Here is a 25,641-nt window from a genome sequence, read left to right as displayed (position 1 = left end):
GCCGAATGATACCACTCTTGAAAAAACGCGAAACGTTGCTCCTTGCCATTATCATCGCGATGATTGCGGGCTTTGCCACTAGGGCAACGGGCTTCGCCGAGCCGGCCAATCTCGTCAACATCTTCAATGACACCTCGATCCTGATCATCCTAGCTCTGGCGCAGACGACAGTCATCCTGACAAAATCGATCGATTTGTCCGTTGCCGCCAATCTCGCCTTCACCGGCATGGCAATCGCTATGATGAACGCCGCCTTTCCAGGCATCCCATTGATTTTCCTCGTGATCTTGGCGATCGTCATCGGAGCGCTTCTCGGCGCGATCAACGGCTATCTCGTCTGGGCCCTGGAAATGCCGCCTATCGTTGTGACGCTCGGCACGCTAACGATCTATCGCGGCATGGCCTTCGTTCTTTCAGGCGGCGCCTGGGTCAACGCCCACCAGATGACGGAAACGTTCCTCGATGTCCCCCGTACCGTCGTTCTCGGCCTACCCGTACTGGCCTGGGTCGGAATTGCAATCGTCCTGATGATCTACTTCGTCCTGCGCCACACGTCGGTTGGCCGCGCGACCTATGCTGCGGGCGGAAATCCCGTCGCGGCGGTCTATGCCGGGGTGGATGTCGGCTGGACGAAGTTCTTGGCCTTCGTGCTTTCCGGTTCGCTCGCTGGTCTTTGCGGATATCTCTGGGTTTCGCGCTACGCGGTCGCCTATGTCGATATCGCCGACGGTTTTGAGCTTGATAGCGTTGCTGCCTGCGTGATCGGGGGCATATCGATTGCCGGCGGGGTCGGCTCCGTTGCGGGCACAGTGCTTGGCGCGCTCTTCCTCGGGGTGATCAAGAATGCGCTTCCGGTGATCGGAATATCGCCGTTCACGCAAATGGCCATCTCGGGCACGGTCATCATTCTCGCCGTCGTCTTCAACGCCCGGCGCGAGAAAAACCGCGGCCGCATCATCCTCAGGGATCAGGCTGCCAAGGAGACGATCGGCAAGGAGGCGACCGCATGAGCACCGTTCCGGCGACGAGCCACGAAAAACGCATCATTCCGGACCGCCTCGGCACGCCGTTCACGCGTGTTCTTGCCAGCTGGGAGGTCCTGCTTCTCGGTGTCGCAATCCTGATCTTCATCTTCAATTCGATCGCCTCGCCCTATTTCCTCGATGTCTGGAACCTGTCGGACGCGACCTACAATTTCACCGAGAAGGCAATGATCGCCTTTGCCATGGCGCTGTTGATCATTGCCGGTGAGATTGACCTGTCTGTCGCAGCGGTCATCGCGCTTGCGTCGACCGCAATGGGTGCTGCAGCGCAGTTCGGCGTCGGGACGGCTGGGATTGTCGCCATCGGTCTTTGCGTTGGCGTGCTTTGCGGACTGTTCAACGGCTTCCTCGTATCCGTCCTGAAACTGCCATCGATTGTCGTGACGATCGGCACGATGAGCCTGTTTCGCGGCATCTCCTATATCGTCCTTGGCGACCAGGCCTATGGCAACTACCCCCCTGACTTCGCCTATTTCGGACAAGGCTATGTCGTCTGGGCCTTCACCTTCGAATTCGTCCTGTTTGTCGTTCTGGCGGTCGTCTTTGCAATCGTGTTGCATGCGACCAATTTCGGGCGGCAGGTTTATACCATCGGCAACAATGATTTTGCGGCACGCTTTTCCGGCATTCCGGTCGAGCGAGTAAAGTTCATCCTCTTCCTCCTGACTGGGCTCATGAGCGGCATTGCTGCTGTCTGTCTGACATCGCGACTGGGCTCGACGCGGCCATCCATCGCGCAGGGTTGGGAACTGGAGGTGGTGACGATGGTGGTTCTTGGCGGGGTCTCCATCCTCGGCGGCTCGGGGACCATCGGCGGGGTCGTCATCGCCGCCTTCGTTATGGGCCTCGTCACCTTCGGCCTCGGCCTGCTCAACGTACCCGGTATCGTCATGTCGATCTTCATTGGCTTGCTTCTGATCGTCACCATCGCCATTCCCATCGTCGTGCGGCGCGTAAAAGCGATGAGTTCCAAATGATCGGCAAACTCGAACGTCACGCCTTCAAGATGCGGCTCAACCCGGGGATGGAGGCCGAATACAGAAGGCGTCATGACGAAATCTGGCCTGAGCTGGTCGCCCTGCTTCACGACGCCGGTGTCAGCGATTATTCCATTCATCTCGATCGCGAAACCGACACGCTGTTCGGGGTGCTGAGCCGGCCGCTGGATCACAGGATGGGAGCCCTTCCCGACCATCCGCTGATGAAGAAGTGGTGGAACCATATGGCCGATATCATGGCCACAAATCCCGACAACTCGCCCGTTCAGAGCGACCTTGAAACGGTGTTCCATCTCCCATGACCGTCCCTAAGGCCTTTCGCCATATCGCCGTTCTCGATATCGGCAAGACCAACGCCAAGGTCGTGGTGCTCGACGCGGCAACGGGCGACGAAATTGCTGCGGTCCGTACATCCAATGCCGTTTCCAGATCGGGCCTCTATCCGCATTATGGTATAGCGCGGCTTTGGACCTTCGCCGTGGCAGCGCTGAAATCCTTTGCGACTGAACCAGGCTTTGATGCCATCTCGATCACCGCGCACGGCGCCTCGGCCGTTCTCCTCGACGTCAGCGACAATCTCGCACTCCCGGCTCTCGACTACGAGCATCACTATCCCGACGCAGTGAACCAAGCCTATGACAGGCTGAGGCCATCCTTCGACGAGACCTTTTCACCGAGACTTTCTGGCGGTCTCAATCTTGGAGCGCAGCTTCACTATCAGAAAACAGTCTTTCCCGAGCGCTTCGCCGACGTCGCGACCATCATGACCTATCCGCAATATTGGGCGTGGCGCCTAACAGGGATAGCCGCCAACGAGGTAACGTCGCTCGGCTGCCATACCGATTTGTGGAATCCGAGGACTGGCGAATACTCCTCGCTGATCGACAAGCTGGAGTTGCGCAAGCTATTGGCGCCGTTGCGCTCAGCATTCGATGGCCTTGGTCCTGTGTTGCCATCGGTCGCCGAGGTGATCGGGATCGAGGCCGACGTGCCCGTCTATTGCGGCATCCACGATTCCAACGCCTCCCTCCTCCCGCATCTGATCGGCCGCGAGCCGCCCTTCACGGTCGTGTCGACCGGGACCTGGGTGGTCAGCTTCGCTGTGGGAGGTGATCTTGATCATCTCGACCCGGAAAGAGATGCGCTCGCCAACGTCGACGCCTTCGGCCGCGCCGTGCCCTCGTCGCGTTTCATGGGTGGGCGCGAATTCGAAATTCTCAAGAGCGAGATCGGCGACGTAATACTCGAGGATGCGGAGAGCGCCGTCGGGACCGTCATCGAGAAAGGGTTCATGCTGCTGCCCAGCGTCGTTTCCGGATCGGGACCCTTTCCCAGCCGGGAAATGCGTTGGATTGCCAGCGAAAGTACAAACCCGGCAGAGCGGATGGCCGCAGTCAGCCTTTACCTAGCATTGATGACGGAGGTCTGTCTCAGTTTGATCGGCGCAAAAGGCCCGATCCTTGTCGAGGGGCCCTTCGCGCTCAATAGGATCTATATTGCGGCAATCTCCGCCCTCACCTCTTCACAGGCCATCGCTTTGCCCGGGTCCACCGGCACCAGCCTCGGGGCAGCGTTGCTGACCGGTATCACGCCGTCGGTCCATTCTCCGAAATACGCCAAGATCGAATTGCAGGATTTGAAATCCTACCGTGAAGCTTGGCATCGCGCGCTGAATGATCAATCGTCGACGGAGAAATCCGTCGGGCATCCCGGAGGATCTTGAACACTAGCCGCGCTTTCGACTGTCTTGTTGATGGCGTAGAGCTTCGCAGAGGGTGTGTCGCCGACGAGCTTCAGGCCGGGGGCACGATATCGCCGACATACTGATCGGCGATATCGGCATTCACGACGAGCACGAAATCGAACCGCTGACGCCAGTTCGACAGGTAGGGCGTGAACCCCACAGCCCCTTCCATCAATGTTCGGCAGCTGAGAACCGCGGTGGAAAACAGGTTCCCTTCCGGCACCGCGATATCGGACCACGGAGCCAGGACCGTCAAAGGCTGCTTGCCCTGTGCGGTGAAGATGGTCGGGAAGAAGGCGTGGGCATAATGGACAGCGAGCGTCGGCAGATGGCGGAAAGTGTTCTCTCTCTCTCTCTCTCTCTCTCTCTCTCCAGGCGAAATATCGATGGCTTGGCATGGCGGCGGCGACACCGGAGAGGTCGATGAGCGGCAGGATAGCGGAACCTGGGGGCACGGCAGCCAGCACCGTCTCGACGTCATGGACATCGCTTTGCCCCTGCCACCAGTTAACACCGACCCAGGTGTTCCGACCGAGGACGATGCAGCTGAGCGCAACCTGAGATAATGACCGATAGCCTGCGACGCCCCACGCTGCAGGCTATATTCGCCGCGTCAGGAAGACCGGTCTTGAGCGATCAGGTGTGCGGGGCCGCTGGCACTACGGGTCGACCATCGATGATGGAGTTTTGCCAACATCAGATAAATGATCGGCGTGGTGTAGAGGGTCAATATCTGCGAGATGACCAAGCCGCCGACAATGGTGATCCCAAGTGGCCTGCGAAGCTCCGAGCCCGGTCCGGTCGCGATGATCAAGGGGATGGCACCCATGATGGCAGCCAGCGTCGTCATCAGGATTGGCCGGAACCGCTGCAGGCAGGCCTGGTAGATCGCCTCTTCAGAGGTGAACCCCAGCTTGCGTTCGGCCTGGAGCGCAAAGTCGACAAGCATGATGCCGTTCTTCTTGACGATGCCGATCAGCAGGATAATGCCGATAAAGGCAATGATCGTCAGTTCCGTGCCGCTGATGGCAAGCGCAAGCAGCGCCCCTAGGCCGGCCGAAGGCAAGGTCGAGATGATCGTCAGCGGATGTGCCAGGCTCTCATAGAGAACGCCGAGCACGATATAGACCGCGAGCAATGCCGCAAAGAGAAGCAACGGCTGGCTGCCGGAGGATTGGGTGATGGCTGCCGCGTCGCCGGCAAAATCTGCGTGCAGCGAATCGGGAAGATGCATCTCGCCAACAATTTGCAAGACGCTGTCATTTGCGTCCTGGAGCGTCGAGCCGAGGGCCAGGTTGTAGGAGATCGTCACCGCGGCAAACTGGCCCTGATGATTGACGACGAGGGGGGCCAGCGTCCGATCGATCGAGGCGACGCTGCTCAGCGGCACCAGCTTGCCCCCTGACCCCGGGACATAGAGACTTGTAATCTTTGCGGGATCGCGGGCATAGCCTGGATCGGCTTCGAGCACGACACGGTATTGGTTGCGCTGGCTGTAGATCGTCGAAATCTGCCGCTGGGCGAAGGCGTTGTTGAGCGCGCTGTCGATCGATTGGATGCTGACACCGAGGCGCGATGCTTCACTGCGGTTGATACTGACCGTGGCCTGCAGCCCGTTCGGTTGCCGGTCCGTCGCAACATCCGTCAGTTTCGGTTCCTTCTGCATTTGCGCCAGCACCTTGGGAGCCCATTCGACGAGTTCGTCGTAATTCGCGTCCCAGAGCGTGAACTGATATTGCGATTGCGACTGACGCGCGCCGGCTCTGATATCCCCCGGCGAAAACAGGAACGTGCTGAGCCCCGGCACACCAGCCAGCTTCTTTCGCATCCGATCGATCACCTCGGCCGTCGAAACACGCTCCGATGGCGGTTTCAGGGAGATCAACAGCTGGCCGCGATTGACCGAGCTTGCAAAACCGCCGCCGCCGACGGAGGAGCCGATGCCGGCTACCGCCGGGTCTTGTCCGGCGATCTCGGCAGCCTTACGCTGGAGTTCGACCATCGCTGGGTAGGAGATGTCGGTCGAGGCCTCCGTCCCGCCCTGGATGAAGCCGGTGTCGTCTTGCGGGATAAACCCTTTCGGCACCCTTATGTAGAGAAAGACCGTCATTCCGACGCATGCAAAAATGACGATGATCGCCAGCGCCCGATGATGCAGGACGGCTTTGAGGGTCCGACCGTAAAAGCCGATGACGGCGGAAAGCGATCCCTCGATGATGCGGCCGAACAGGCCGGGCTTTGCTTCCAGATTATGTGCTCGCAGCCGGTGCCCGCAGATCATTGGGGTCAGGGTCAGCGATACGGCGGTGGAAACGACAATGGCGAAGGCAAGCGTCAGCGAGAAGGTCTGGAAGAACCGCCCAATGATGCCGCCGAGGAAGAACAGGGGAATGAAGGCCGCAAGCAGCGACAGGCTGATGGAGATCACCGTGAAGCCGATCTGGCGCGCGCCCTCGATCGCCGCCTTCATCGGCTTCATCCCGGTTTCAAGGTTGGCGTAGATATTCTCGATCATCACGATCGCGTCGTCGACAACGAAGCCAACGGATACCGCCAGCGCCATCAGCGACAGATTGTCGATCGACAGGCCGCAAGCCCACATGGCAGCAAATGTCCCGGCAAGCGAGAGCGGCACGGTGACACCCGCCGCCAAAGTCGGCGTCGCTCGCCTCAAAAAAATGAAGACGACCGCCATGACGAAGCAGACGGTCGCAAGTAGCGTCCATTGCATGTCGTTGACGCTTGCGTGGATCGTGGTGGTTCGGTCCGACAGGATGGCAATATGGATCCCCGCAGGAATGACCTTCTGTAACTCGGGGATCAGCGCCTTGACTGCATCCACCGTGGCGATGACGTTGGCATTGGCTTCCTTGGTGATGTTCAAGAGCACGGCGGGTTTGCCGTCATACCATGCGTCGGAACGGCTGTTGCGCACGCCCGGTTCGACGGTTGCGATATCGGCAAGTCGCACCGCGGTGCCGTCGCCGCTGCGGATGACAACCCGGCCGAAATCCTCCGGCGTCTTCAACTGACCGTTCAGGCTGATTGCAAAGGCGCTGTCACTGCCGTCGATCGAACCCGTCGGGCCCAATGTGCTTGAATTGACGATCGCGGTGCGAACACTGTCGAGAGAGAGGCCCATGGCCGAGAGCCGATCGGGGTTAAGCCTCACGCGGATGGCGGGTTGGTCGGCGCCGCTGACCGTCACGTCGCCGACGCCCTCAACCTGGGCAATCTGCTGCACGACGACCGTATCGGCCGCATCGTAGATGGCGCTCGGCGAAACATTGTCAGAGGTGAGCGCAAGAATCAGCACGGGGGCGGCTGCGGGATTGACCTTGCGAAATGAGGGAAGCGTCGGCAGGTCTGCCGGCAAATCGGTCGCAGCGGCATTGAGCGCTGACTGCACATCCTGTGCTGCGCCGTCGACGCTGCGCGACAGATCGAACTGAATGACGATGCTCGAGGAGCCCAGCGAGCTCACGGATGTCAATTCGGTCACGCCGGCGATGGTTCCAAGATGACGCTCGAGTGGTGCCGCAACGCTTGCCGCCATGCTGGCGGGGTCGGCGCCCGGTCGGCTTGCGGAGACGATGATCGTCGGCAGATCGACGGTCGGAAGGCTGGCAACCGGCAGGAAGCGATAGGAAACGACCCCGAGTATGATCAGTCCGATGGCCAGAAGCGTGGTGCCGACGGGGCGCTGGATGAATGGAGCGGAGAGGTTCATAGCCCGGTCCCGAGTTCGCCTTCCGCCTCCGGCGCCGGCACGCTGGTCGGGCGGCCAACGATGCGGCTGCGCAGGCGCTCGAACGCGAGATAGATGACCGGCGTGGTATAGAGCGTCAGAAGCTGGCTGAGCACCAGGCCACCGATGATGCTGATACCGAGGGGTGTTCTCAGTTCCGAACCCGTGCCTTCGGCCAAGGCAAGCGGCAGGGCGCCGAAGAGAGCTGCAAGCGTCGTCATCATGATCGGACGGAAACGAAGAATGGACGCCTGGAGGATCGCTTCGCGCGGCGCCAAGCCGCCCGTTCGCTCTGCAGCAAGCGCAAAATCGATCATCATAATGGCGTTCTTCTTGACGATACCCATCAGCAGCACGATGCCGATCAGCGCGATGAGCGACAGGTCATGACCGAACAGCATCAATGCCAGCAGCGCGCCGACGCCGGCTGAGGGCAGCGTCGAAAGGATGGTGAGCGGATGGACCGCGCTTTCATAGAGCAGACCGAGCACGATATAGATCGTCACCACGGCCGCAAGGATAAGCCAGGGCTCGCCGGCAAGTGACGACGCGAACTCCTCGGCATCGCCAGAGTAGGACCGCTGGATCGAACTCGGCATGCCGATATCCTGCTCCGCGACCTTCACCGCGCTCACCGCATCGCTCAACGAAGCGCCAGGCGCCAGATCGAAGCTGATCGTGACAGATGGAAACTGTTCGTCATGGCTTATGACGAGCGGTGCTGTCGTAAAGGAGGCTTTGGCGAATGTGTTGAGAGGCACCTGCGCGTCGGCAGCGCCCGAGACGTAAAGCTTGTCGAGCGATTTCGGATCCGACTTATATTCCGGCGCCGCCTCGAGGATGATCCGATACTGGTTCGATTGCCCGTAGATCGTTGCAATCTGGCGCTGCCCGAAAGCATCGTTCAGCGTGTCGCTAACCGCCTGCATCGAGACGCCAAGGCGCGATGCCGTCTCGCGGTCGACATTGACGAAGATGCGCCCGCCGCCCATTTCGACCTCGGAGGCCACATCGACGAGCGAAGGCTCCTGCTGCAATCTGGCGGCGAGCTTCTGCGCCCAATCGACGACCGCTGCCGTGTCTGTTCCCGTCAGCGTATATTGGTATGGCGCTCGGCTTGAGCGCGTGCTGATGCTGATATCGCGCACGCTCTGGAAGGTGACGTGGACACCCGGCAAGCCCGAGACCGTGCCGCGGAGGCGATCGATGATCTCGGTTGAGGAAGATGTTCGCTGGTTCCTCGGCTTGAGCACTAGGCTCAACGTGCCGGTGTTCAAGGTGAGATTGTTGACGCTGGCTCCAACGACCGAGACAACGCCTGATATGTCGGGATCGGCCTTCAACTTGTCCGCCACGACGGTCTGCGTTCTCTTCATCGCTTCGAAAGAGGTCGTCGGCTCGGTCTCGACGACCGCGGTGATGAGGCCGGTATCCTGCGGCGGCAGGAAACCCTTGGGGATGACGATGTAGAGAGCGATCGTTGCGACAAGCGTCAGGGCCGTCAGGGTCAACATCAGCGCGCTGCGATCAATCGCCCAGACGAGGCTTCGCCGATAGGCGGAGATCAGCCGTTCCGTAATCCGGTCGGCGCCGGCCAGCAGGCCGCGCCGATGCTCGGCAGGTTTGCGCAGGATGCGGGCGCACATCATCGGCGTCAGCGTCAGGGAAACCACGGCCGAAACGACGACGGCAATCGTCAGCGTTAATGCGAACTCGCGAAACATCCGTCCGACGATGCCGGTCATGAAAAGCAATGGAATGAAGACGGCGATCAGCGAGAAGGTCAGCGAAATGATGGTGAAACCGATCTCCCCTGCCCCCTTCAACGCTGCTTCCATCGGATTTTCGCCATCCTCGATGTGTCTGGCGATATTCTCGATCATGACGATGGCGTCGTCGACGACGAAGCCTGTGCCAATCGTCAACGCCATCAGCGACAGGTTGTCGAGGCTAAAGCCGGCAAACCACATCACGCCGAATGTCGCAATCAGCGAGAGCGGCAATGCCACAGCCGCTATGATTGTTGCCGTGATCGTCCGCAGGAACACGAAGACGACCAGGATGACCAGGCCAACGCTGATGGCGAGCGTCCATTGAACGTCAGTAATCGATGCGCGGATCGTCTCGGTTCTGTCATTGACGATATCGAGAGAAATTCCTGCCGGCAGCGCCTCCTTCAGACGGGGCAATTGCGTCAGCACATTGCCCACCGTCTGGATGACATTGGCGCCGGGTTGCCGCATCACGTCGATGATGACAGCGGGCTCGCCTTGATACCAGGCGCCGACACGGGTGTTTTCCAGTCCCTCGACGACATCGGCGACGTCCTTCAGAAGGATCGGCGCATTGTTGCGGTAGGCGACGATGACGGATTTATAGATCTCTGGATCGACGATCTGGTCATTCGCGGCGAGCGTGAAGGACTGGTGCGTCCCGTCGAGCGCACCCTTTGCGCCGGCGACGCTGGCAGCAGAGATCGCCGCACGGACGTCCTCAAGGGCCAGGCCGTAGGATGCAAGCCGCGGCAGATTGGCCTGGATGCGAATGGCCGGCCGCACGCCGCCCTGAATGTTGACGTTGCCGACGCCCGATACCTGGCTGAGCCGCTGGGCGATCATCGTATCGGCGAAATCGCTGAGGTCGCGGATCGAATAGCTGGTCGAGCGCAGTGCCACGGTCACAATCGGCGTGTCGGCCGGGTTTACCTTGGCATAGGTTGGCGGATAGGGAAGTGTTCGCGGCAATGTCGATCCGGCCGCGTTGATCGCAGCCTGGACATCCTGCGCCGCCCCGTCGATGTTGCGGCCAAGATCGAACTGCAGGGTGATCTGGCTGATGCCGAAGGCACTCGACGAGGTCATCGACGCAAGAGACGGGATCTGCCCGAGCGGGCGTTCGAGCGGCGCTGTCACCAACGAGGCCATCGTGTCGGGATCGGCGCCCGGCAGCTGGGTCGTTACCCGGATCGTTGGAAAGTCGACCTGCGGCAGGGGGGCCACCGGCAGATTGAGATAGCCCAACAGACCGCCCAACAGGATCGCGATCCCCAGAAGGGAGGTTGCGATCGGCCGGTTGATGAACAGCGAGGAGACGCTCATTGATTTGGTTCGGGCTTTGGTTCGGTCGAAATGGCTGAGGTGGCTTCTGTGTCGCTGGCCGCACCGTTCTGCTTGCGGCGATGGTGAGCTTTCTGGTCATCGCCTTGCGCGGGCGCTGGTGTCGCAGCTGCGGGCTGCGAAGGCTCCGAGACCTCGACCTTTGCGCCGTCCTGAAGGCGCCCGAACCCTGTCGTCACCACCTTGTCGCCGGCTGCCACACCCTCGGTTACCACGGCCTGGACGTCGTCCTGCAGGCCGACCTTGATGGTCTTCATGGCAACCGTCTGGTCCGAATGGACGAGATAGACGAAGGTGCCGGTCGGGCCACGCTGCACTGCCGCGGTCGGCACGACGACGACATCTTTCATCGTCTCGACGAGAAGCCGGGCGTTGACGAAAGCACCGGGCCAGAGCGCCAGCTTGTCATTGGCGAAATTCGCCTTGAGCTTGACGGTGCCGGTTGCCGTGTCGACCTGATTGTCAACGACGGCAAGCGTGCCATTGTCGACAACGGTTTGGCCGTCGCCCGAGATTGCCTCGACGCTGAGAGTACCAGCAGCGCTTGCCGCGTTGACCCGCGCCAGTTGTTGTTGCGGCACTGAAAACACGACCGAGATCGGCCGGATCTGCGAAAGTGTGACGATGCCGGTCGTGTCCGAGGAGCTGACGATATTGCCGATATCAACGTTGCGGATGCCGGTGCGGCCGTCGATCGGCGCGCGGATGGTGGTGTAGTCGAGGGTCGCCTGTGCACTCTCGATAGCCGCCTGATCCGATTGCAGGGCGGCAGTGTACTGCGCGACCTGGGAACGCGCCGTATCCGCCTGCTGCTGGGTGCCGGAGCTCGATTGCACCAGCCGTTGGTAACGTTCGAGATCGAGCTGCGCGTTTTGGAGGAGCGCCTGGTCCTGGGCCTTCTTGCCGACTGCCTGGTCGAGTGCGGCGCGATAGACCGCGTCGTCGATCCGCACGATCACGTCACCCTTCTTGATATCCTGGCCTTCCTCGAAATCGACTTCGACGATCTTGCCGCTCACCTGCGGACGGACGGTCACCGTGTTCAACGCCTTCACCGAGCCGACACCATCGATATAGACCGGAACATCCGCCGTCTTTGCGTTAGCGATCAGAACCGGAATGGGACCTTGTGATTGCGCGTCGCCACGCCGGGGCCGCCCGGTGCCTTGCCGGTTGCCTGACTGTCGATTGTCGGCCTGCTGCGATGTCGCGCCGCCTTGACTGATGCCGAGGATGCGCTCGACATTGCCGAGCCAATGATCCCGAATGGTGTAAGCGCCGTAACCCAGAGCGCCGATGATCGCCACCGACACCAGGACCCGAAAAGTTCGAGCCATCAAAACACCTTCCTTCTGCCGCCCCAAAAAGGGGCATCGATGCTTGACCTTATCTGGCCGAACATGAACAGGGTATTTGTACTGGGATTAAATTTTGTCCACGTGCTGGCGCCTTGAGCGGCAAGACGCAAGTTTTTCTGGCGAAATGGCCCTGGCGAAGGACCGGGCGATCGGGTCAGCCGCCGGCGCCCAATTTCCTCACGGAGGTCTTCGTCACCGGTGATGCGTCGGGCGCGGGCGAACTGTCTTGCGCTGCCCGCATGGTGCGCGCGGCCGCCCTAAGCTTGGCCACAAGCTCGCTTCCATCCACCGACGCCCTGGTCCGCTCAAGCCGTTCGAATTCGCTCGCCGCCTGCGCCCAATGGCCGCCGCCCCGGCCTTCCGGTCTGCCTTCGGCTTCCCAAAGGGAATAGGCGCGCTGGCTGATCCAGTCGTCTTTCGTGTGGTTCATGATATCCCCGGCCAATCCAGAAAAGGCAGCTCCCGACAGGCTGCCAAATTTGGTTTACCGGATCGTTACGATGAGAGATTATTTCGCTGTTTGGGCGCAATTTTTGCCTTGTCGCGGCATCAGGTTATCGCCAGCCCGCCATCGACGGCAAGCGAGACCCCGTTGATCATGCTGGCCTCATCGCTCAGCAGGAACAGAATGGCCTCCGCGATCTCGTCCGGGTCGAGGAAACGGCCAAGCGGAATGCGCGCTTTGACGGGATCGGCCTTTGCCGGGTCGCTCCACGCGAGAACGCCCATCGGCGTCATCGTCACCGTCGGGTTGACGCTGTTGACCCTGATGCCAGAGGGTCCAAGTTCGAGTGCCATGACCCTTGTGATGGCGTCAAGCGCTGCTTTCGACGCGCAATAGGCCGTGTGATCGGCGACAGCGCGGCGAGCCGCATCACTGGAGACATTGACGATTGCACCGACGACGCCGCGCCGCAGCCAGTCGCGTACAACGATCTGCCCGATGATGACAGGCGCCTTCGTGTTGACCGCGAAGACGCGATCGAATTCTTCAGGGTCGGTGTCGATGAAAGACGACAGCACCGTCGTCCCGGCACAATTGACAAGCATATCGACTGGCAACGCCGACAGAACCGCCGGGCGGAGGGCGTCGCTATCGGCGACATCGGCGCAAACCGGTTCGCAGTCGATCTCGGCAGCAAGGGTCTTGAGATCCTCCTTGCTGCGCGTCATGGCAACGACTTTCGTACCCCGGCGAGCAAGCATTACGGCAGTCGCCCGGCCGATGCCCTTGCCGGCGCCAGTCACCAGAACACGCTTTCCCCTCCAGTCCATCCCTTGCTCCCCACTCTCACATTTGGTTCGGAGCCAAGGTCTAGCCCAGGCTTTGCTGCGCGTCACGCACACTCAGTCCCCGCGGCCGATTGCCGATCGGCGGAGGGGTCGCACAGCGACGCCTTTGTTTTCCACACCATGTCGAGGGACGGATAAGCACTGCGCCGCAGTCCTTTTGGCGCAGCGCCGGAACGCCGGCACAAGATTGTCCTGCCAAATCGCCATAACTTCAGGACGCGGCGGGGCGTTTCCTGCTAAGAGCTATCCAACGCATCATTCGATGAGCCTTAGACGAAGCAATCTGGAGAATACCCATGCCCCCGGCGCAAATGAAACAAAAGAAGATGCCGCCGACCGACCCTTATCAACCGGCAGGGTTCGCGGCTCGCCACGGAATAGGCATTGAGGACGCCAAGCGGATCCTTGCCTTGCACAAGGGCGACCGTGATTCGTCCAACAGGGCTGCCCACAAGATCAAGGGCCTGAACTGAAGCCCCTCCTCAAGTACGAGGAGGGTTTGCGCCGACGCGGGCGCCTTTTTGACGCAAGAGTGATCGATCAATGGCTCTAGACCCAACCCAGGCGTTCTCCGATTACGCCGCAACCCCCTGCTCGGTCCAATTCTGGGTTGCCGGCGCAGACGCGCTTGAATTTCGCTCGCTGCGCGCTGCGGTGATCTATGCCAGAGATAACGGAGCCTTGACGAAATCGGTCGAGATCACTGTGCATCTGCCGCGTGAAGATATTGCCTATGGCACGGAAAAGGTCCGCGAACTGGTCAAGGAACTGGCTCAGGCAAAACGATAGCCAATTTATGGTCACCAAGAGTGCTATCCCTCAAGAAATAATCAAACGGAGATTTAAATGATACGCTTCAAGAAAGACGAAACGGTCGTTGCGCCCGTAGCTGCCGCCCCGGTACCAAGCGAGGCCACCAAGACCGCGCTCGAGGCGGGCAAACCTTCGCGCCAGAAGGCACAAAAGACGAAAACGGACGAGCCGAAATCGGCTGAAAGCCTTGAACTGTTCCGGCCGGCAGCCGAGCAGGACGCCGAATAGCGAGTACATCGCTTACTCGTCTTCCGCCTGCACAAGTGCGGGCATCTGCCGGCCATCGCTCGACTTTTTTGCAACGTGTGTATAACCACCGCGGCGAAACACAGGAGGCCATATGGAAACGGTAGAAATCAGCGGCAGAAGCGATTTTGCCCTTTGGGCGATTCAGCGCGCGCAAGAGATCGTCAGGACCGAAGGATCGGCACTGGCGCTCGCGGCGCGGGATATGAACGAGCAAGCACTTCAGGAGAATGGTGCAGCACTCGGCAAGGCGATCGCCGACGCCATGCTCGAGGTCTTCGACGGGCTTATGACGGAATGAATTTCCGGCGCAAATCTGCCTGCTCTCCGCCTTGTTGAACGTATAAGCTAGGGCATCTGATTCGTACCCCAACTTGCCTGGCTTTAACGTTGCAGTTTCCAGACCGCAAACTTTCAACGGCACCGGCACTGCAGGCAACTGCGCAAGGAGAAAACACATGGTCGATCTCAAGCGTCCGGAAATCACCGAAATGAGACCGAAGATCACGGTTATCGGCGTCGGCGGCGGCGGCGGCAACGCGATCAACAACATGATCGCCGAAAAATTGCAGGGCGCCGAGTTCATCGCCGCCAATACGGATGCGCAGGCGCTTGCCATGTCGAAGGCGCCGCGGCTGATCCAGCTGGGTTCACATGTGACGGAAGGGCTCGGTGCCGGATCGCTACCGGAAATCGGTCGGGCCGCCGCAGAGGAATCGATCGACGAGATCATGGATCATCTGCGCGGCACGCATATGTGCTTCGTGACCGCCGGCATGGGCGGCGGAACCGGAACGGGTGCTGCCCCGATCATCGCCCAGGCGGCGCGAAAAGCGGGCATTTTGACCGTCGGCGTCGTCACCAAGCCGTTCACCTTCGAAGGCAAGCGTCGCATGCAGACCGCCACCGAAGGTATCGAGCGGCTGCGCGAAAGCGCCGATACCGTCATCGTTATCCCGAACCAGAACCTCTTCCGGATCGCCGACGCAAAGACCACGTTCGCCGATGCCTTCATCATTGCCGATCGTGTTCTCTATGCGGGCGTCGGTTGCATCACCGACCTGATCGTCAAGGAAGGTCTGATCAATCTCGACTTTGCCGACGTAAAGTCGGTCATGAAGGATATGGGCCGGGCGATGATGGGAACCGGCGAGGCATCCGGCGAGGGACGCGCGCTGAAGGCGGCGGAAGCTGCAATCGCCAATCCGCTCCTCGATGAAGTCTCGATGAAGGGCGCAAAGGGCGTGCTCGTTTCGATTTCCGGCGGGCTCGACATGACGCTGTTTGAGGTGGATGAAGCAGCCACCCGTATCCGCGAGGAAGTCTACGAGGATGCCGACATCGTCGTCGGGGCCATATTCGACAGGTCGCTCGACGGCACGTTCAGGGTATCCGTAGTGGCAACCGGCCTCGACCGCGCAATGGCGTCGGACGGTGTCGGTGCGGACATGCGGCCAAGCCAGATCGGCCAGTCGCGAACATTGCAATAGGCTTCCCGCCGGAGACAGGCCTATGCCTTTCCGGCATGGGCCTGAACGCGCGGGACCTGAACATCGGCCGCAATTCGTTCGGCGACCTTCTTTGCCTGCATCCGGATGTCGGGCACCGCAGTTATCTCCCAGAACTGGCCCGCCGTCAGCGCGCCAACCGCGAACAAGCCCGGTTGCGGCTGTCCGACGCCTTTGAGGACTTGCGATTGGCCATCCACCGCAATGCCGAGCCCCAGCTCGTCGGCACTTATCATCCCCTGCGCCTGCATTTCGCCCAGCAGCGGAGAATGACCTATCCCCGCCCGCTCCATGCCGGTGCAGTTTACAATCCAGTCGACCTTCAACGCCTTGATGTCTTCGCTGCCGCGCCGACGATAACGCAGAGTGGTATCCTCGCTATTGCGCTCGATCGATCGAAGGAACCCGGCGTGGACGACGACTGCCCCGTCACGGACGAGCGCATCAAATCGCGCGAACACTGCCGGCGCTATCCGGTGACGATGAATATTCCACCACGGCAGAGCGTGCCTCAGGAAGCGAGCGCGTTGCCCAATTGTCAATTCCTGCCATAGACCTTGGGTCACCGGCCGGAGGCCGTCCATCAATCCGCGCCAATCGTCGCCGCTTCTTGCCACTCGACGCAGGGAGGCAAGGATTGCGCTGATCTCGCGCGTCCCCTGGGGTAGGTCGGGCTTCAGGGGTGCCCGGTGCGCTGCATGCGGATGCGGAAGCAAGCCACGACGGGACAGGAGATGGATCCGTCCCCGGTGGCCGTGCGCTCGTAGGGCAAGCACCTGGTCGATCATCGTCAGGCCGGAACCGAGAATACATATCTCATCAGTTTCCCCCACCTTCGAAAGCCAGCCGAGCCTCCATGGATTGGGCACGATCCGGGCCTTGGCCCTCGCATCGAGACGATCTGGCGGGATCGGCAACTGTGCATTGCCGACGCCGAGACACAGCACGACATTCCTCGCCGTCAATTCCGCCTGATTGTCGAGATGAAAGACGACCCCCGTGCGCGCGCACTCGATGCAGGCGCTTGCCCTGGCCTTGATAAAATCGACGTTTGCCCTGCCTGCTGCGCGATCCCGCAACAGAGACGCTAGCCGATCGCGCAAATATTGCCCATAATCGCTGCGAGAGGCAAAGCCGTCCGCTGCCACTATTCTTCCCTCATTTCGAAGCCATTTGACGAAATCGTCCGGCTCATCGGGAAATACGCTCATCCTCCCAGCCGGGACATTCAGGCGATGAAGATAAAGCTCGGTGCGATAGGCGGTGCCGCGCCCAAAACCCGGATCGTCGCCGACAATCGCAATGGAGCAAGCGGGCGGCAGAAGCCTGATGAGGTTGATCGTCACGGCAATTGCCGAGAACCCTGACCCAACGACGGCGACATCATAGCTCAATAGAGACTCCTGCCCTTGTCCACAGGGAAACCGACATGATCGCCGAGATCCGATGGCCCAAATGCAATTCAGGGACCGCCAGTTCCCTTGGCGGCTACTATCCATCAAATTTATAGTCTTTATCGAATTAAGCCAAGAGGCAAAAGCCCACTCAACGCGCATCCAATGATCGGGGTGCGCAGCGCGGCCGGCCTTGGCGGGCCCGGTGACGCGCCAAAGCTCTGAGAATTATTTGCCTTGCGAACCCTGGGTCGGCTTCATGCTGCCATCTGCCGTCTTCATCGCGGCAAGCGCCTCTGCAAAACCATCGAGCGGTAGCTTGATCGGGATGACCTTGTTATCGGGGGTCGCCACGGTGATCGTGGCTGCCGGCTTGGTCTTCATTGCTTCGATCATGGCGTCTTCGATATTTCCCTCGACAAGGCAGCCTTGCGGGGTGCAACGGCTGATAGGGATGGTGGTCGAATAGGCGCCGTTGACGTCGATCTTGACGCCTGCCTTCAGCGCGATGCCGAGTGGCACCGCCATTTGCGTGACGATCGCCTTGCCGTCTGCCGTCGGTGCCAGGCTCATCACCAAGATCACCTGCTTGCCATCCGGCGACACGACATTGCCGGTAACCTGGCAGCGCTTTTGCCCCTTGGCAAATTCAGCGCATTGCAGTTCCCAGTTCTTGAATTTGTCAGCGCGTGGAGCCGGAGCAGCCGCCGAAACCGGCGCATTGGACTGTTTTTCCTGCTTGGGCGCATTTGTCGGTTGGCGGCCGGTCGTATTCGGGATGATCCCGCCATTTTGCTTATTCGGATCGTTCAGTATGGGCGCCCCTGTCGTCGATCGCGAAGCCGGCGTCGAAAACAGCGGACCCGTCTGCTGGGCGAATGCGGGCATGGCGGTAACCGCAAAAAACGCCATTGCCAGGCGGACTTTAGCTCCGCTTCCAACCTTGAATGACATTTGAATCTCCCTGTGAAAGCATGTTTTGCAGTTCTGTTCCATGGAACTTGAACAGAGTCAAACTACTCGTGACAATTGCCATTTACATTGAAATGCACAATAAGGTCTCCGACAAAACCATCCGCTTGGGAGAAAACATCATGTCGATACACAGGAAAAGCGCGATAACCACCATAGTTTGCTGCCTTTTTTCTTGTATTGCTACGGCCGCAGGCGCTCAGGCCTACGTCAACCAGACCTCCGCCGGCGAAAAGAGCGCCTATGTCTCACAGACGCCTCCAACTGCCCGCCAGACCCCCACTCCCACTCGTTCTGCCCGCCAGACGGCATCAATTGGCGAAAAAAGAGCGAGAAATTCGGCCCGCGCGGTCAAGAATCCCTTTCCGACAGTGGGTCGAGGGTCTTCCGCTAACGTCAAAATCGAGGCCGAAACCGACGCTTGGCCGACGGTTGGCCGAGGTGCAGTCAACAGATAACGAGAATTAACCAGTATTTTTTACCACGTCTGAGGCATTTATATCATTTCTCTATGAATTAGCCAAAGCACCCAAAAATGAGATTCAGATTTTCGTCAGCTTCGATGGTAGTTGACGCTCCAATTTACTCGCATGGTGCGCAAAAAGCTGAGCAATCGGCTGGTTAACTTGGAGTTTCTGGTTCCTGAAGAATGTATTGCAGACTAACGCAAGTTTCTCTTGAGTTTCAACTATCCTTGAGCTTTTGGAAACTTTAGCATTCGCAAGTGTACTCTGGCATGAACAAAAATAAGTAATTCGTGAGCTGTTTACAGTATCGCGCTTTCTCGGGGGAAATATGAAGTTTCAGATCATCGCTGCATCTCTCGCCAGCTCCTTGCTGTTGGCAGGATGCCAAACCGGGCAGAAGCTCGACACCCCGGCGGCGGCTCTTACGTCACCCACCAAGACCACGGCAAAGGTGCAAACCCTGCCTGCCCCGGCAGTACCAGTCGATGTGGCCGTTTACGACTTCCCGGATTTGACCGGACAGGCCAAGCCGAACGATAACTTCGCGGAATATAGCCGCGCCGTGACGCAGGGTGGCGCATCGATCCTGATCGACGTGTTGAAGAAGACCGGCAGCGGCAAATGGTTCCGCGTCGTCGAACGCTCCGGGCTGAAGGACCTCGTCCAGGAACGGACGCTGATCGAGAACACTCAGAAATCCTACGGCCAGAAGAGCGGCCTGCCTCCGGTGCGCTTTGCAGGCGTGCTGCTCGAGGGCGGCATCGTCGGCTACGATTCGAACGAACTCACCGGCGGCGCCGGCGCCAAGTATCTCGGCATCGGTGGAGATCTGAAATACCGCTCCGACGTCGTCACTGTCAGCCTTCGCGCTGTCAGCGTCCAGACCGGCGAAATCCTCGCCTCGACGACGACGACGAAGCAGATCTATTCCGTTGCGGTCCAGGGCAGCGCCTACAAATTCGCCACCAAGAACGAACTGCTCGAAGTCGAGCTTGGTCAGTCGCGCAATGACCCCGAGGCATTGGCAGTGCGCGAAGGCATCGAGCTTGCGGTTGTCTCGCTCGCGGTCGACGGCGTTCGCCAGGGGCTCTGGCACCTGGGCGATCCGTCGCAGGAAGCAGAATTCATCCGGTCCTTCACCAAGAAGTACGCCGATGCTCCGCTGAGCATGAATACGGAAAACTGATCTCCGGGAGCGAGTTCTCCCAAGTACTGATTTGGTTCCAAACTATAAATAGCTGCTGATTCGAAAATCAGCGGCTATTTTATCGTATAAATACATAAATATTTAATATAGATCTCGCGAACTTCGCGTGGCGCTTAGTCTATCTCCTCTGTCAACCAACTATTTTCGGGATTATGCAGCTCATTTTTGGGTGCATACCCATTGTAATTAACTATCAGTTACTTTTTGACTCCTCTTTGACTTGCGGTGATACAGTTGCTGATGTTAGTAAACCGACTGTAAACGCTTCAATGCTCGACGTGCCCATGCGAAACAATGGATCGCGTTCGAAGGTCTCTAGGGAGAACAACATGAAATTTTCAATCAAGCGTACAGCACTACTTGCAGGCGTCGGCATTGTCGGCCTTGTCAGCGGTGCCGCGGCGCAGGATCTGACGAACGACGCTTACATCGGCCAGATGACAGACAATAACTTTGCTTACCTGTCACAGCAGGCCGGCGTCACCGGCGGCAACCAGGGCTTCATTTACCAGTACGGCACCCACAACGTGTTTCTTCCGTATGCGAACGGCCAGCCATCGGACGCGCAGAGCGGCAATAACATCCTCGGCGTCATGCAGGTCGGTACAGGCAACTTCGTCGGCGAACAGTTCCTGCAGACCGGAAACAGCACGGGCAGCATCGCTCAGTTCGGCGACCAGAACATCGTCAACAAGTTCATCCAGACGGGCAACAACCGCGCCACGATCTTCCAGGGCGGCAATGCCAACCTGGCCCAGGCCGTGCAGCTGCGTTCGAACGACATTGGTGCATCCAACGATTCAGGCATCATCCAGATCAACCCGGATGCAAACGCCCCCGGCAATTTCGCATTCAACGACCAGCGTTTCGGCATCCAGCAGACCAACGGCTCGTTTGAAGGCGTCCTGCAATACGGCTCGTCGAACGTTGCGACCAACGAGCAGCTTGAGCAGCAGAATTCTAAGGCTGGCATCGCTCAGGTCGGCACCGGCAATATCGGCTTCAACGACCAGGTCATCACGACCTACGACAATGCCGGCTTGATCGATACCTACCACATGGGGACCGGCAACACGGCAGGCATCGTGCAGGATGGCACGGCAAACAGCGCCTTCAACCTCCAGGATTCCAGCACCAACAGCACCGTCGGCATCGTTCAGAGCGGCAAGACCAACGTCGCCGCCAACCTTTACACCGGCGGCACCGGCCACACCGGCACGATCGGCCAGTTCGGCACCGACAACCAGGCAACGAATATCAGCCGCGACGGTACCGGAAACACAGCCGGCACGCTTCAGTTCGGCTCGAGCAACAATGCAGTCAACAATTCGCAGAACGGCTTCGGCGACGTTGCCAAGACTGTCCAGATCGGCAAGAGCAACCGCGCCTTCAATGATCAGATCGGAACGGCATCACTTGCTAAAAAGACAGGCGCAAAGGCTTCCATCTTCCAGAGCGGCGGCAACAACGACGCTACCAATCTTCAGCTTGCCCAGGTTGACGGCGGCCACAACAGCGCCGGCATCGTTCAGGGTGGATCGAGCAACACTGCAACGAACCTGCAGACTGGTGGCTCCGGCAACTCCGCCAACATCGTCCAGGGCGGCACGTCGAACGTAGCTGTCAACGGCCAGGGCGTCGGCACGAAGACCTCGTCTGCCAAGATTGCGCAGTTCGGCTCCGACAACGGCGCTGTCAACTCGCAGTCGGCGACCACCGACGGTTCGGTCGCCATCGCGCAGTTCGGCTCCGACAACTCTGCCTCGAACGTCCAGAACAATGTCGACCCGACATCTGCGACAATTATTCAGAGCGGCCAGAACAACCTTGCCGGCAACCTGCAGAACAACGTTACGAATTCGAGCGCCTCGATTGGCCAGTTCGGTCAGGACAACGTTGCAGCGAACACCCAGCAGGCCGGTAGCGACAACGTCAAGGCTGCAATCGTGCAGAGCGGATCGAACAACAAGGCATCGAACGTTCAGGGAGCCGTGGTCAACTACGCCAAGGTCACCATCCCGGCCAAGCACAATGTCGATAGCGGACAGAAGGTCGGCAACTCCTACGAAGGCATGAAGCGCGAGTATGAAACCCGCTTCGACGGCCTGACCGTTCCTGCAGGAACTGCCAATGCGGCAGCGAAGAACTCGAACGCAGCTACTGTTCAGTCGGGTTCCAAGAACATCGCGTCGAACAGCCAGGTCGGCCAGTACGTCGCCCCATCTCTTGCCGACTACAAGGAGGCTTCCACCCAGTATCGCTGGCAGGAAACCGGACAAACGGCGCTCAATCCAGGCAAGAATCCCAAGGGTAAGACCCACGATGTCTACGGTTGGGTTCCGACCGGCGTTCATTCCGATGCCGTCGTCCCGGTTGGCACTTCCACGCCCACAGTTGCTTCCAACGCCATCATCGGCCAGTTTGGCGACAACAACATTGCTTCCAACTCGCAGATTGCGACCAACGGCACGGATGCCGCAACGGTTCAGATCGGCAGCGGCAACGTCGCTCTCAACAACCAGCTTCTGACCGACGGTTCCAAGGCTGCCAACCTGCAAATCGGCTCCGGCAACTTTGCCGATAACGAGCAGCTCGGCACGACGTCTTCGAACGCCGCAATCGTTCAAGACGGCAAGGGTAACGGCGCCGTCAACATGCAGACCGCAACGCTCGACTCGAAGGCAGCAATCCTTTCGATCGGTAACGGCAACGGTGCCCTCAACACGCAGACAGAGACCACTGGCTCCAGCGCAACCACCGTTCAGGTCGGCAGCAAGAACACGGCCGTCAACACCCAGACTGGAACCGACAATGCTGCGGCAACGGCGGTTCAACTGAGCGACGGAAACGGCGCCACCAACATCCAGGACGGCGTTTCTGACGCCCTGGCGACGACCTTGCAGATGGGCGGCACTGGCAACAGCGCAACCAACGTCCAGCACAATGGCAGCTCGCTGGTTGCGGCAACCATCGTCCAGAACGGCAATTCCAACGAAGCGACAAACGTTCAGGGCGCGAAAGTGAACACCCCGTCGATCCACGGATTTCCAGTGGCAACTGCCGACGCTCCTGCCGTTGCTTCGGCCGAGGCCATCGTCCAGTCGGGCAACAACAACAAGGCGGCCAACGTCCAGGGTGGCGGATTGCCTCTCACGTCCGGCTTCTTTTCCACCAACGCGCCGGGCGCCACGTTCGGCACCGTTGCCGGCATTGCCCAGTTCGGCAATGACAACAATGCCGCGACGGTCCAGGTCGCAACACTCGGCGCAGTTGCCGGAACAATTCAGGTTGGCAACGACAACAAGGCAACGACGTCTCAGTCTGCTGCTCTCGGCGTTGCCGCTGCTACCTACCAGAACGGCGACAGCAACACGGCGCTGACCACCCAGCAGGGCGATATCGGCTCGTTGTCTCTCGCGACCTTCTCGACGGCAGCCACCGTCCAGATCGGCAGCTTGAACTCGGCCATCACTGCTCAGCTCGGCGGTTCGGGCAACAGCGCCCTGACCGTTCAGAACGGCGTGCATAACGCTGCGCTGACCACCCAATCTGGCAAGGGCGAAAGCTCGCTGATCGTCCAGAGCGCCAGCCAGTCGATCGCGCTGGTCGGCCAGGCCGGCGGCGGCAACAGCTCCGTGGTGGCGCAGGCCGGGCAGTACTCGAATGCCTGGATCAGCCAGCCGGGCAGCGGCAACAGCTCTGCCGTCTTCCAGTACGGCACCGGAACAAGCGATGCCGACCGCAACTATGCGATCGTCTCGCAGACCGGCAACGGCAACAACTCGGTCGTTGTCCAGGCCGGTGTCCGCAACGTCGCTGTCGTCAGCCAGCACTAAGATCAAAAGCGGGGCGTTCCTCGGCGCGCCCCGCCTCCTACCCAGAGGAAAACACATGAAGCTTCGTCTCAAGCTGGTGCGTTTTCTCTTCGCTTCCTCAAGTGCAGTCCTCCTTATCTGTAATTCGGGTGCAGCTTCGATGAACGGCCAGACAATTCTTGGAACGACAGACGACCCGCGCATCCAGCGTTGTGGCATCCATGTCGCCGGCGAAGATTGGCTCAGCGTTACGCCGTTCATCGAAACTGCAGAAGGCTTCGACGGCAGCTTCGACCTCGGTGTCACCAAGACATCAAAGGCCGGCACCAGCCGGACACGCCAAAGCAACAATATCAAGGCGGGCGTTCTAAGCAGCTCGCGCATCTGGGTGGATCGTCCGGCACGGATCGACATCGAGATGAACGTCAAGGATGACGGCGGAAAAGTCGTTTGCCGATTGACGCAGGCTCTCAGCCTGCCTGGATCGTCGGACAAGCTTTGAGTGCCTGGAAAGAACAAAGGGAACAGGTGAAAGCCATGGAATTTACAGTCGGCAAATATGCCAAGCTTCTCGGCGGTGCATTCATCGCAGCAGCCCTTCTTGCAGCGCCTGCCGCATGCGCTGCGGAACAGCTTCTCGGAGACGCGGTCACGTCCACGGCTGTGGGTGCCTCGCTGATGGAACCGATCCAGCCCTACCTCAACAATAGCGGCTCGTCATCGACCACAATCCTGCAGCTTGGCACCGACAACTATGCCAGTGCCGACTTGACCGGCAAGGGAAGCCTGGCCGTCATCAAGCAGTCCGGCGTCAACAATCGCGCCACCCAGGCGATCGACGGCAATAATTCAGCGCTGCTGCTGGTGCAGGGCGGCTCGAACAACTCGGTCGTCCAGGCGGCCAAAGGCAACAACGATTTCCAGCTTGTCGGCGTTTCCGGAAACAACAACCAGGTCGCCTATATCCAGAGCGGCGACAATCTTGCCGGTGCGCTGGACGTACGCAATGCAAACAACACGACCGTTGTTGCAATTCAGACCCCGCAGAGCGGTAGATTTCTTATGCCGACAGGTATAAGCGGGTTGCAGAACCAGAATGTTATTGTCGTCCCTGGAAGAATGTATGTTTTTCCCAAGTCTAAATAGTCTTTCGCATAGTGAATGCCGAATGAACGAAGGAGAGTTTCAATGCGCGTGATCAACATTACAGCCCTGACCGTAGGCATCATAATTGCCGCTGCCGGTTCGTCCTATGGTTCGCAGCTCGTCTACAAACCTGTCAACCCGACCTTCGGCGGCGATCCGCAGAATGGTAACTGGCTGCTTTCGCAGGCAAGCGCCCAGGGCAAGGCCACATCGAGCTCTTCCAGCCCCGGCTTCTCGATCGATTTCCCCAATTTCGGCGGCACGACGCAGACACCGTCGACATCGACGACACTGCCTGCCGTGAACAATACGACGCCGACCAACTGACACGTAGCGCAACAGGCGGTCTGAAATCGGCATAGGGGGCGACTTTATCAGTCGCACCCCTGCCACACCACCTGGCAAGCGGGTCCGCACCCGGCGGTTCGAGAAGTTGAGGTCATGAGAGCCGGGGTAGGCCCCGCTGGTCGAACCATGACAAGGTCAGCACCGCATTGAGGAGCATGCCGCTATTGCGCCACCAGCGACGGCTGTTGGCCGCCACCTTTCGCGCAATACCGGGCTTTGCGCCCAATGCGTTCAGTTCCCGGTACATGGTTGGCCCGCGCTTCCACTGTTTGAGCTGTATGGCCCGCAACCGATGGCGCAGCCATTCATCCAGCCGCAGCCAGATGCCTGGTGTTTGCGCCAATCGGAAGTAAGCTTTCCATCCCAGAACGTAGGGCCGCAACTGCCCCACCACATCGGCCATGCTGCGCCCGACGTTTCGTTCG

General features: G+C 59.6%; 24 protein-coding genes. 15 read left to right on the top strand and 9 right to left on the bottom strand.

What is annotated here, in order from left to right:
• Positions 1 to 5: 5 nt before the first annotated feature.
• From AB4Z52_RS25605 to AB4Z52_RS25590, 4 genes are read left to right on the top strand one after another with little or no spacing between them, the layout of a single operon-like run.
• A complete protein-coding gene (locus AB4Z52_RS25605) occupies positions 6 to 1,010 on the top strand; it encodes an ABC transporter permease (RefSeq protein ID WP_442220712.1) in 1,005 nt (334 codons plus the stop codon).
• On the top strand, positions 1,007 to 2,020 hold the full coding sequence (locus AB4Z52_RS25600) for an ABC transporter permease (protein WP_442220711.1): 1,014 nt from the start codon (positions 1,007 to 1,009) through the stop codon (positions 2,018 to 2,020). Before AB4Z52_RS25605 ends, AB4Z52_RS25600 begins: the two co-directional genes overlap by 4 nt.
• Complete coding sequence (rhaM, locus tag AB4Z52_RS25595; protein WP_442220710.1) at positions 2,017 to 2,343, top strand: L-rhamnose mutarotase; 327 nt, start codon at positions 2,017 to 2,019, stop codon at positions 2,341 to 2,343. Before AB4Z52_RS25600 ends, rhaM begins: the two co-directional genes overlap by 4 nt.
• Positions 2,340 to 3,764, top strand: a complete 1,425-nt coding sequence (locus tag AB4Z52_RS25590) for an FGGY-family carbohydrate kinase (protein ID WP_442220709.1) — start codon at positions 2,340 to 2,342, stop codon at positions 3,762 to 3,764. Before rhaM ends, AB4Z52_RS25590 begins: the two co-directional genes overlap by 4 nt.
• 70 nt (positions 3,765 to 3,834) lie before the next feature.
• Here AB4Z52_RS25590 and AB4Z52_RS25585 read toward each other — a convergent pair whose 3' ends face one another.
• The gene (locus AB4Z52_RS25585) at positions 3,835 to 4,041 is read right to left on the bottom strand and encodes a hypothetical protein (protein ID WP_442220708.1); all 207 of its coding nucleotides are present in this window, start codon (positions 4,039 to 4,041) and stop codon (positions 3,835 to 3,837) included.
• Between the two features lie 130 nt (positions 4,042 to 4,171).
• Here AB4Z52_RS25585 and AB4Z52_RS25580 point away from each other — a divergent pair, with 130 nt between their 5' ends.
• Complete coding sequence (locus AB4Z52_RS25580) at positions 4,172 to 4,351, top strand: hypothetical protein (RefSeq protein ID WP_442220707.1); 180 nt, start codon at positions 4,172 to 4,174, stop codon at positions 4,349 to 4,351.
• Between the two features lie 47 nt (positions 4,352 to 4,398).
• On the opposite strand, the gene AB4Z52_RS25575 is transcribed toward AB4Z52_RS25580, so the two are convergent.
• The 5 genes from AB4Z52_RS25575 to AB4Z52_RS25555 all read right to left on the bottom strand — a co-directional run bounded on the left by AB4Z52_RS25575 (position 4,399) and on the right by AB4Z52_RS25555 (position 13,282).
• Positions 4,399 to 7,515 (bottom strand): efflux RND transporter permease subunit, encoded by a 3,117-nt coding sequence (locus tag AB4Z52_RS25575; RefSeq protein WP_442220706.1) that lies wholly within the window; start codon positions 7,513 to 7,515, stop codon positions 4,399 to 4,401.
• Positions 7,512 to 10,631: an efflux RND transporter permease subunit gene (locus AB4Z52_RS25570; RefSeq protein WP_442220705.1), complete on the bottom strand. Its 3,120-nt coding sequence runs from the start codon at positions 10,629 to 10,631 to the stop codon at positions 7,512 to 7,514. The genes AB4Z52_RS25575 and AB4Z52_RS25570 overlap by 4 nt, the downstream gene beginning before the upstream one ends.
• The gene (locus AB4Z52_RS25565; protein ID WP_442220704.1) at positions 10,628 to 11,986 is read right to left on the bottom strand and encodes an efflux RND transporter periplasmic adaptor subunit; all 1,359 of its coding nucleotides are present in this window, start codon (positions 11,984 to 11,986) and stop codon (positions 10,628 to 10,630) included. Before AB4Z52_RS25565 ends, AB4Z52_RS25570 begins: the two co-directional genes overlap by 4 nt.
• A 175-nt stretch (positions 11,987 to 12,161) precedes the next feature.
• Positions 12,162 to 12,437, bottom strand: a complete 276-nt coding sequence (locus AB4Z52_RS25560) for a DUF2934 domain-containing protein (protein WP_442220703.1) — start codon at positions 12,435 to 12,437, stop codon at positions 12,162 to 12,164.
• Between the two features lie 119 nt (positions 12,438 to 12,556).
• Complete coding sequence (locus AB4Z52_RS25555; protein WP_442220702.1) at positions 12,557 to 13,282, bottom strand: glucose 1-dehydrogenase; 726 nt, start codon at positions 13,280 to 13,282, stop codon at positions 12,557 to 12,559.
• A gap of 314 nt (positions 13,283 to 13,596) precedes the next feature.
• Here AB4Z52_RS25555 and AB4Z52_RS25550 point away from each other — a divergent pair, with 314 nt between their 5' ends.
• The 5 genes from AB4Z52_RS25550 (at position 13,597) to ftsZ (ending at position 15,849) form a co-directional block, all read left to right on the top strand.
• The gene (locus AB4Z52_RS25550; protein ID WP_442220701.1) at positions 13,597 to 13,773 is read left to right on the top strand and encodes a hypothetical protein; all 177 of its coding nucleotides are present in this window, start codon (positions 13,597 to 13,599) and stop codon (positions 13,771 to 13,773) included.
• A gap of 70 nt (positions 13,774 to 13,843) precedes the next feature.
• A complete protein-coding gene (locus AB4Z52_RS25545) occupies positions 13,844 to 14,089 on the top strand; it encodes a hypothetical protein (RefSeq protein WP_442220700.1) in 246 nt (81 codons plus the stop codon).
• A 57-nt stretch (positions 14,090 to 14,146) separates the two neighbouring features.
• Positions 14,147 to 14,341, top strand: a complete 195-nt coding sequence (locus AB4Z52_RS25540; RefSeq protein WP_442220699.1) for a hypothetical protein — start codon at positions 14,147 to 14,149, stop codon at positions 14,339 to 14,341.
• Between the two features lie 112 nt (positions 14,342 to 14,453).
• The gene (locus AB4Z52_RS25535) at positions 14,454 to 14,660 is read left to right on the top strand and encodes a hypothetical protein (protein WP_442220698.1); all 207 of its coding nucleotides are present in this window, start codon (positions 14,454 to 14,456) and stop codon (positions 14,658 to 14,660) included.
• A 157-nt stretch (positions 14,661 to 14,817) separates the two neighbouring features.
• Positions 14,818 to 15,849, top strand: coding sequence for a cell division protein FtsZ (ftsZ, locus tag AB4Z52_RS25530; protein ID WP_442220697.1), 1,032 nt, complete (start codon positions 14,818 to 14,820; stop codon positions 15,847 to 15,849).
• Between the two features lie 20 nt (positions 15,850 to 15,869).
• Here ftsZ and AB4Z52_RS25525 read toward each other — a convergent pair whose 3' ends face one another.
• On the bottom strand, positions 15,870 to 17,261 hold the full coding sequence (locus AB4Z52_RS25525; protein WP_442220696.1) for an FAD/NAD(P)-binding protein: 1,392 nt from the start codon (positions 17,259 to 17,261) through the stop codon (positions 15,870 to 15,872).
• Between the two features lie 228 nt (positions 17,262 to 17,489).
• A complete protein-coding gene (locus AB4Z52_RS25520; protein WP_442220695.1) occupies positions 17,490 to 18,215 on the bottom strand; it encodes an invasion associated locus B family protein in 726 nt (241 codons plus the stop codon).
• 813 nt (positions 18,216 to 19,028) lie between these two features.
• Between AB4Z52_RS25520 and AB4Z52_RS25515 the strand changes: the two genes are divergently transcribed.
• From AB4Z52_RS25515 to AB4Z52_RS25495, 5 genes are all read left to right on the top strand, one after another.
• Complete coding sequence (locus AB4Z52_RS25515) at positions 19,029 to 19,886, top strand: CsgG/HfaB family protein (protein WP_442220694.1); 858 nt, start codon at positions 19,029 to 19,031, stop codon at positions 19,884 to 19,886.
• 350 nt (positions 19,887 to 20,236) lie between these two features.
• Entirely contained in the window at positions 20,237 to 23,743 is a 3,507-nt protein-coding gene (locus tag AB4Z52_RS25510; protein WP_442220693.1) for a beta strand repeat-containing protein, read from the top strand.
• A 55-nt stretch (positions 23,744 to 23,798) separates the two neighbouring features.
• A complete protein-coding gene (gene csgH, locus AB4Z52_RS25505) occupies positions 23,799 to 24,224 on the top strand; it encodes a curli-like amyloid fiber formation chaperone CsgH (RefSeq protein WP_442220692.1) in 426 nt (141 codons plus the stop codon).
• Positions 24,225 to 24,259: 35 nt separating this feature from the next.
• On the top strand, positions 24,260 to 24,868 hold the full coding sequence (locus AB4Z52_RS25500; protein WP_442220691.1) for a hypothetical protein: 609 nt from the start codon (positions 24,260 to 24,262) through the stop codon (positions 24,866 to 24,868).
• Between the two features lie 42 nt (positions 24,869 to 24,910).
• Positions 24,911 to 25,195 (top strand): curli assembly protein CsgF, encoded by a 285-nt coding sequence (locus tag AB4Z52_RS25495; protein ID WP_442220690.1) that lies wholly within the window; start codon positions 24,911 to 24,913, stop codon positions 25,193 to 25,195.
• 112 nt (positions 25,196 to 25,307) lie between these two features.
• On the opposite strand, the gene AB4Z52_RS25490 is transcribed toward AB4Z52_RS25495, so the two are convergent.
• A partial coding sequence (locus AB4Z52_RS25490) for a group II intron maturase-specific domain-containing protein (protein WP_442220689.1) occupies positions 25,308 to 25,641 on the bottom strand: 334 nt, incomplete at its 5' end.

The sequence above is a fragment of the Rhizobium sp. 2YAF20 genome (assembly GCF_052114685.1).
Taxonomy (GTDB): domain Bacteria; phylum Pseudomonadota; class Alphaproteobacteria; order Rhizobiales; family Rhizobiaceae; genus Rhizobium.
The sequence above is the reverse complement of the archived record's forward strand: the minus strand, read 5'-3'. Positions and strand labels throughout refer to the sequence as shown.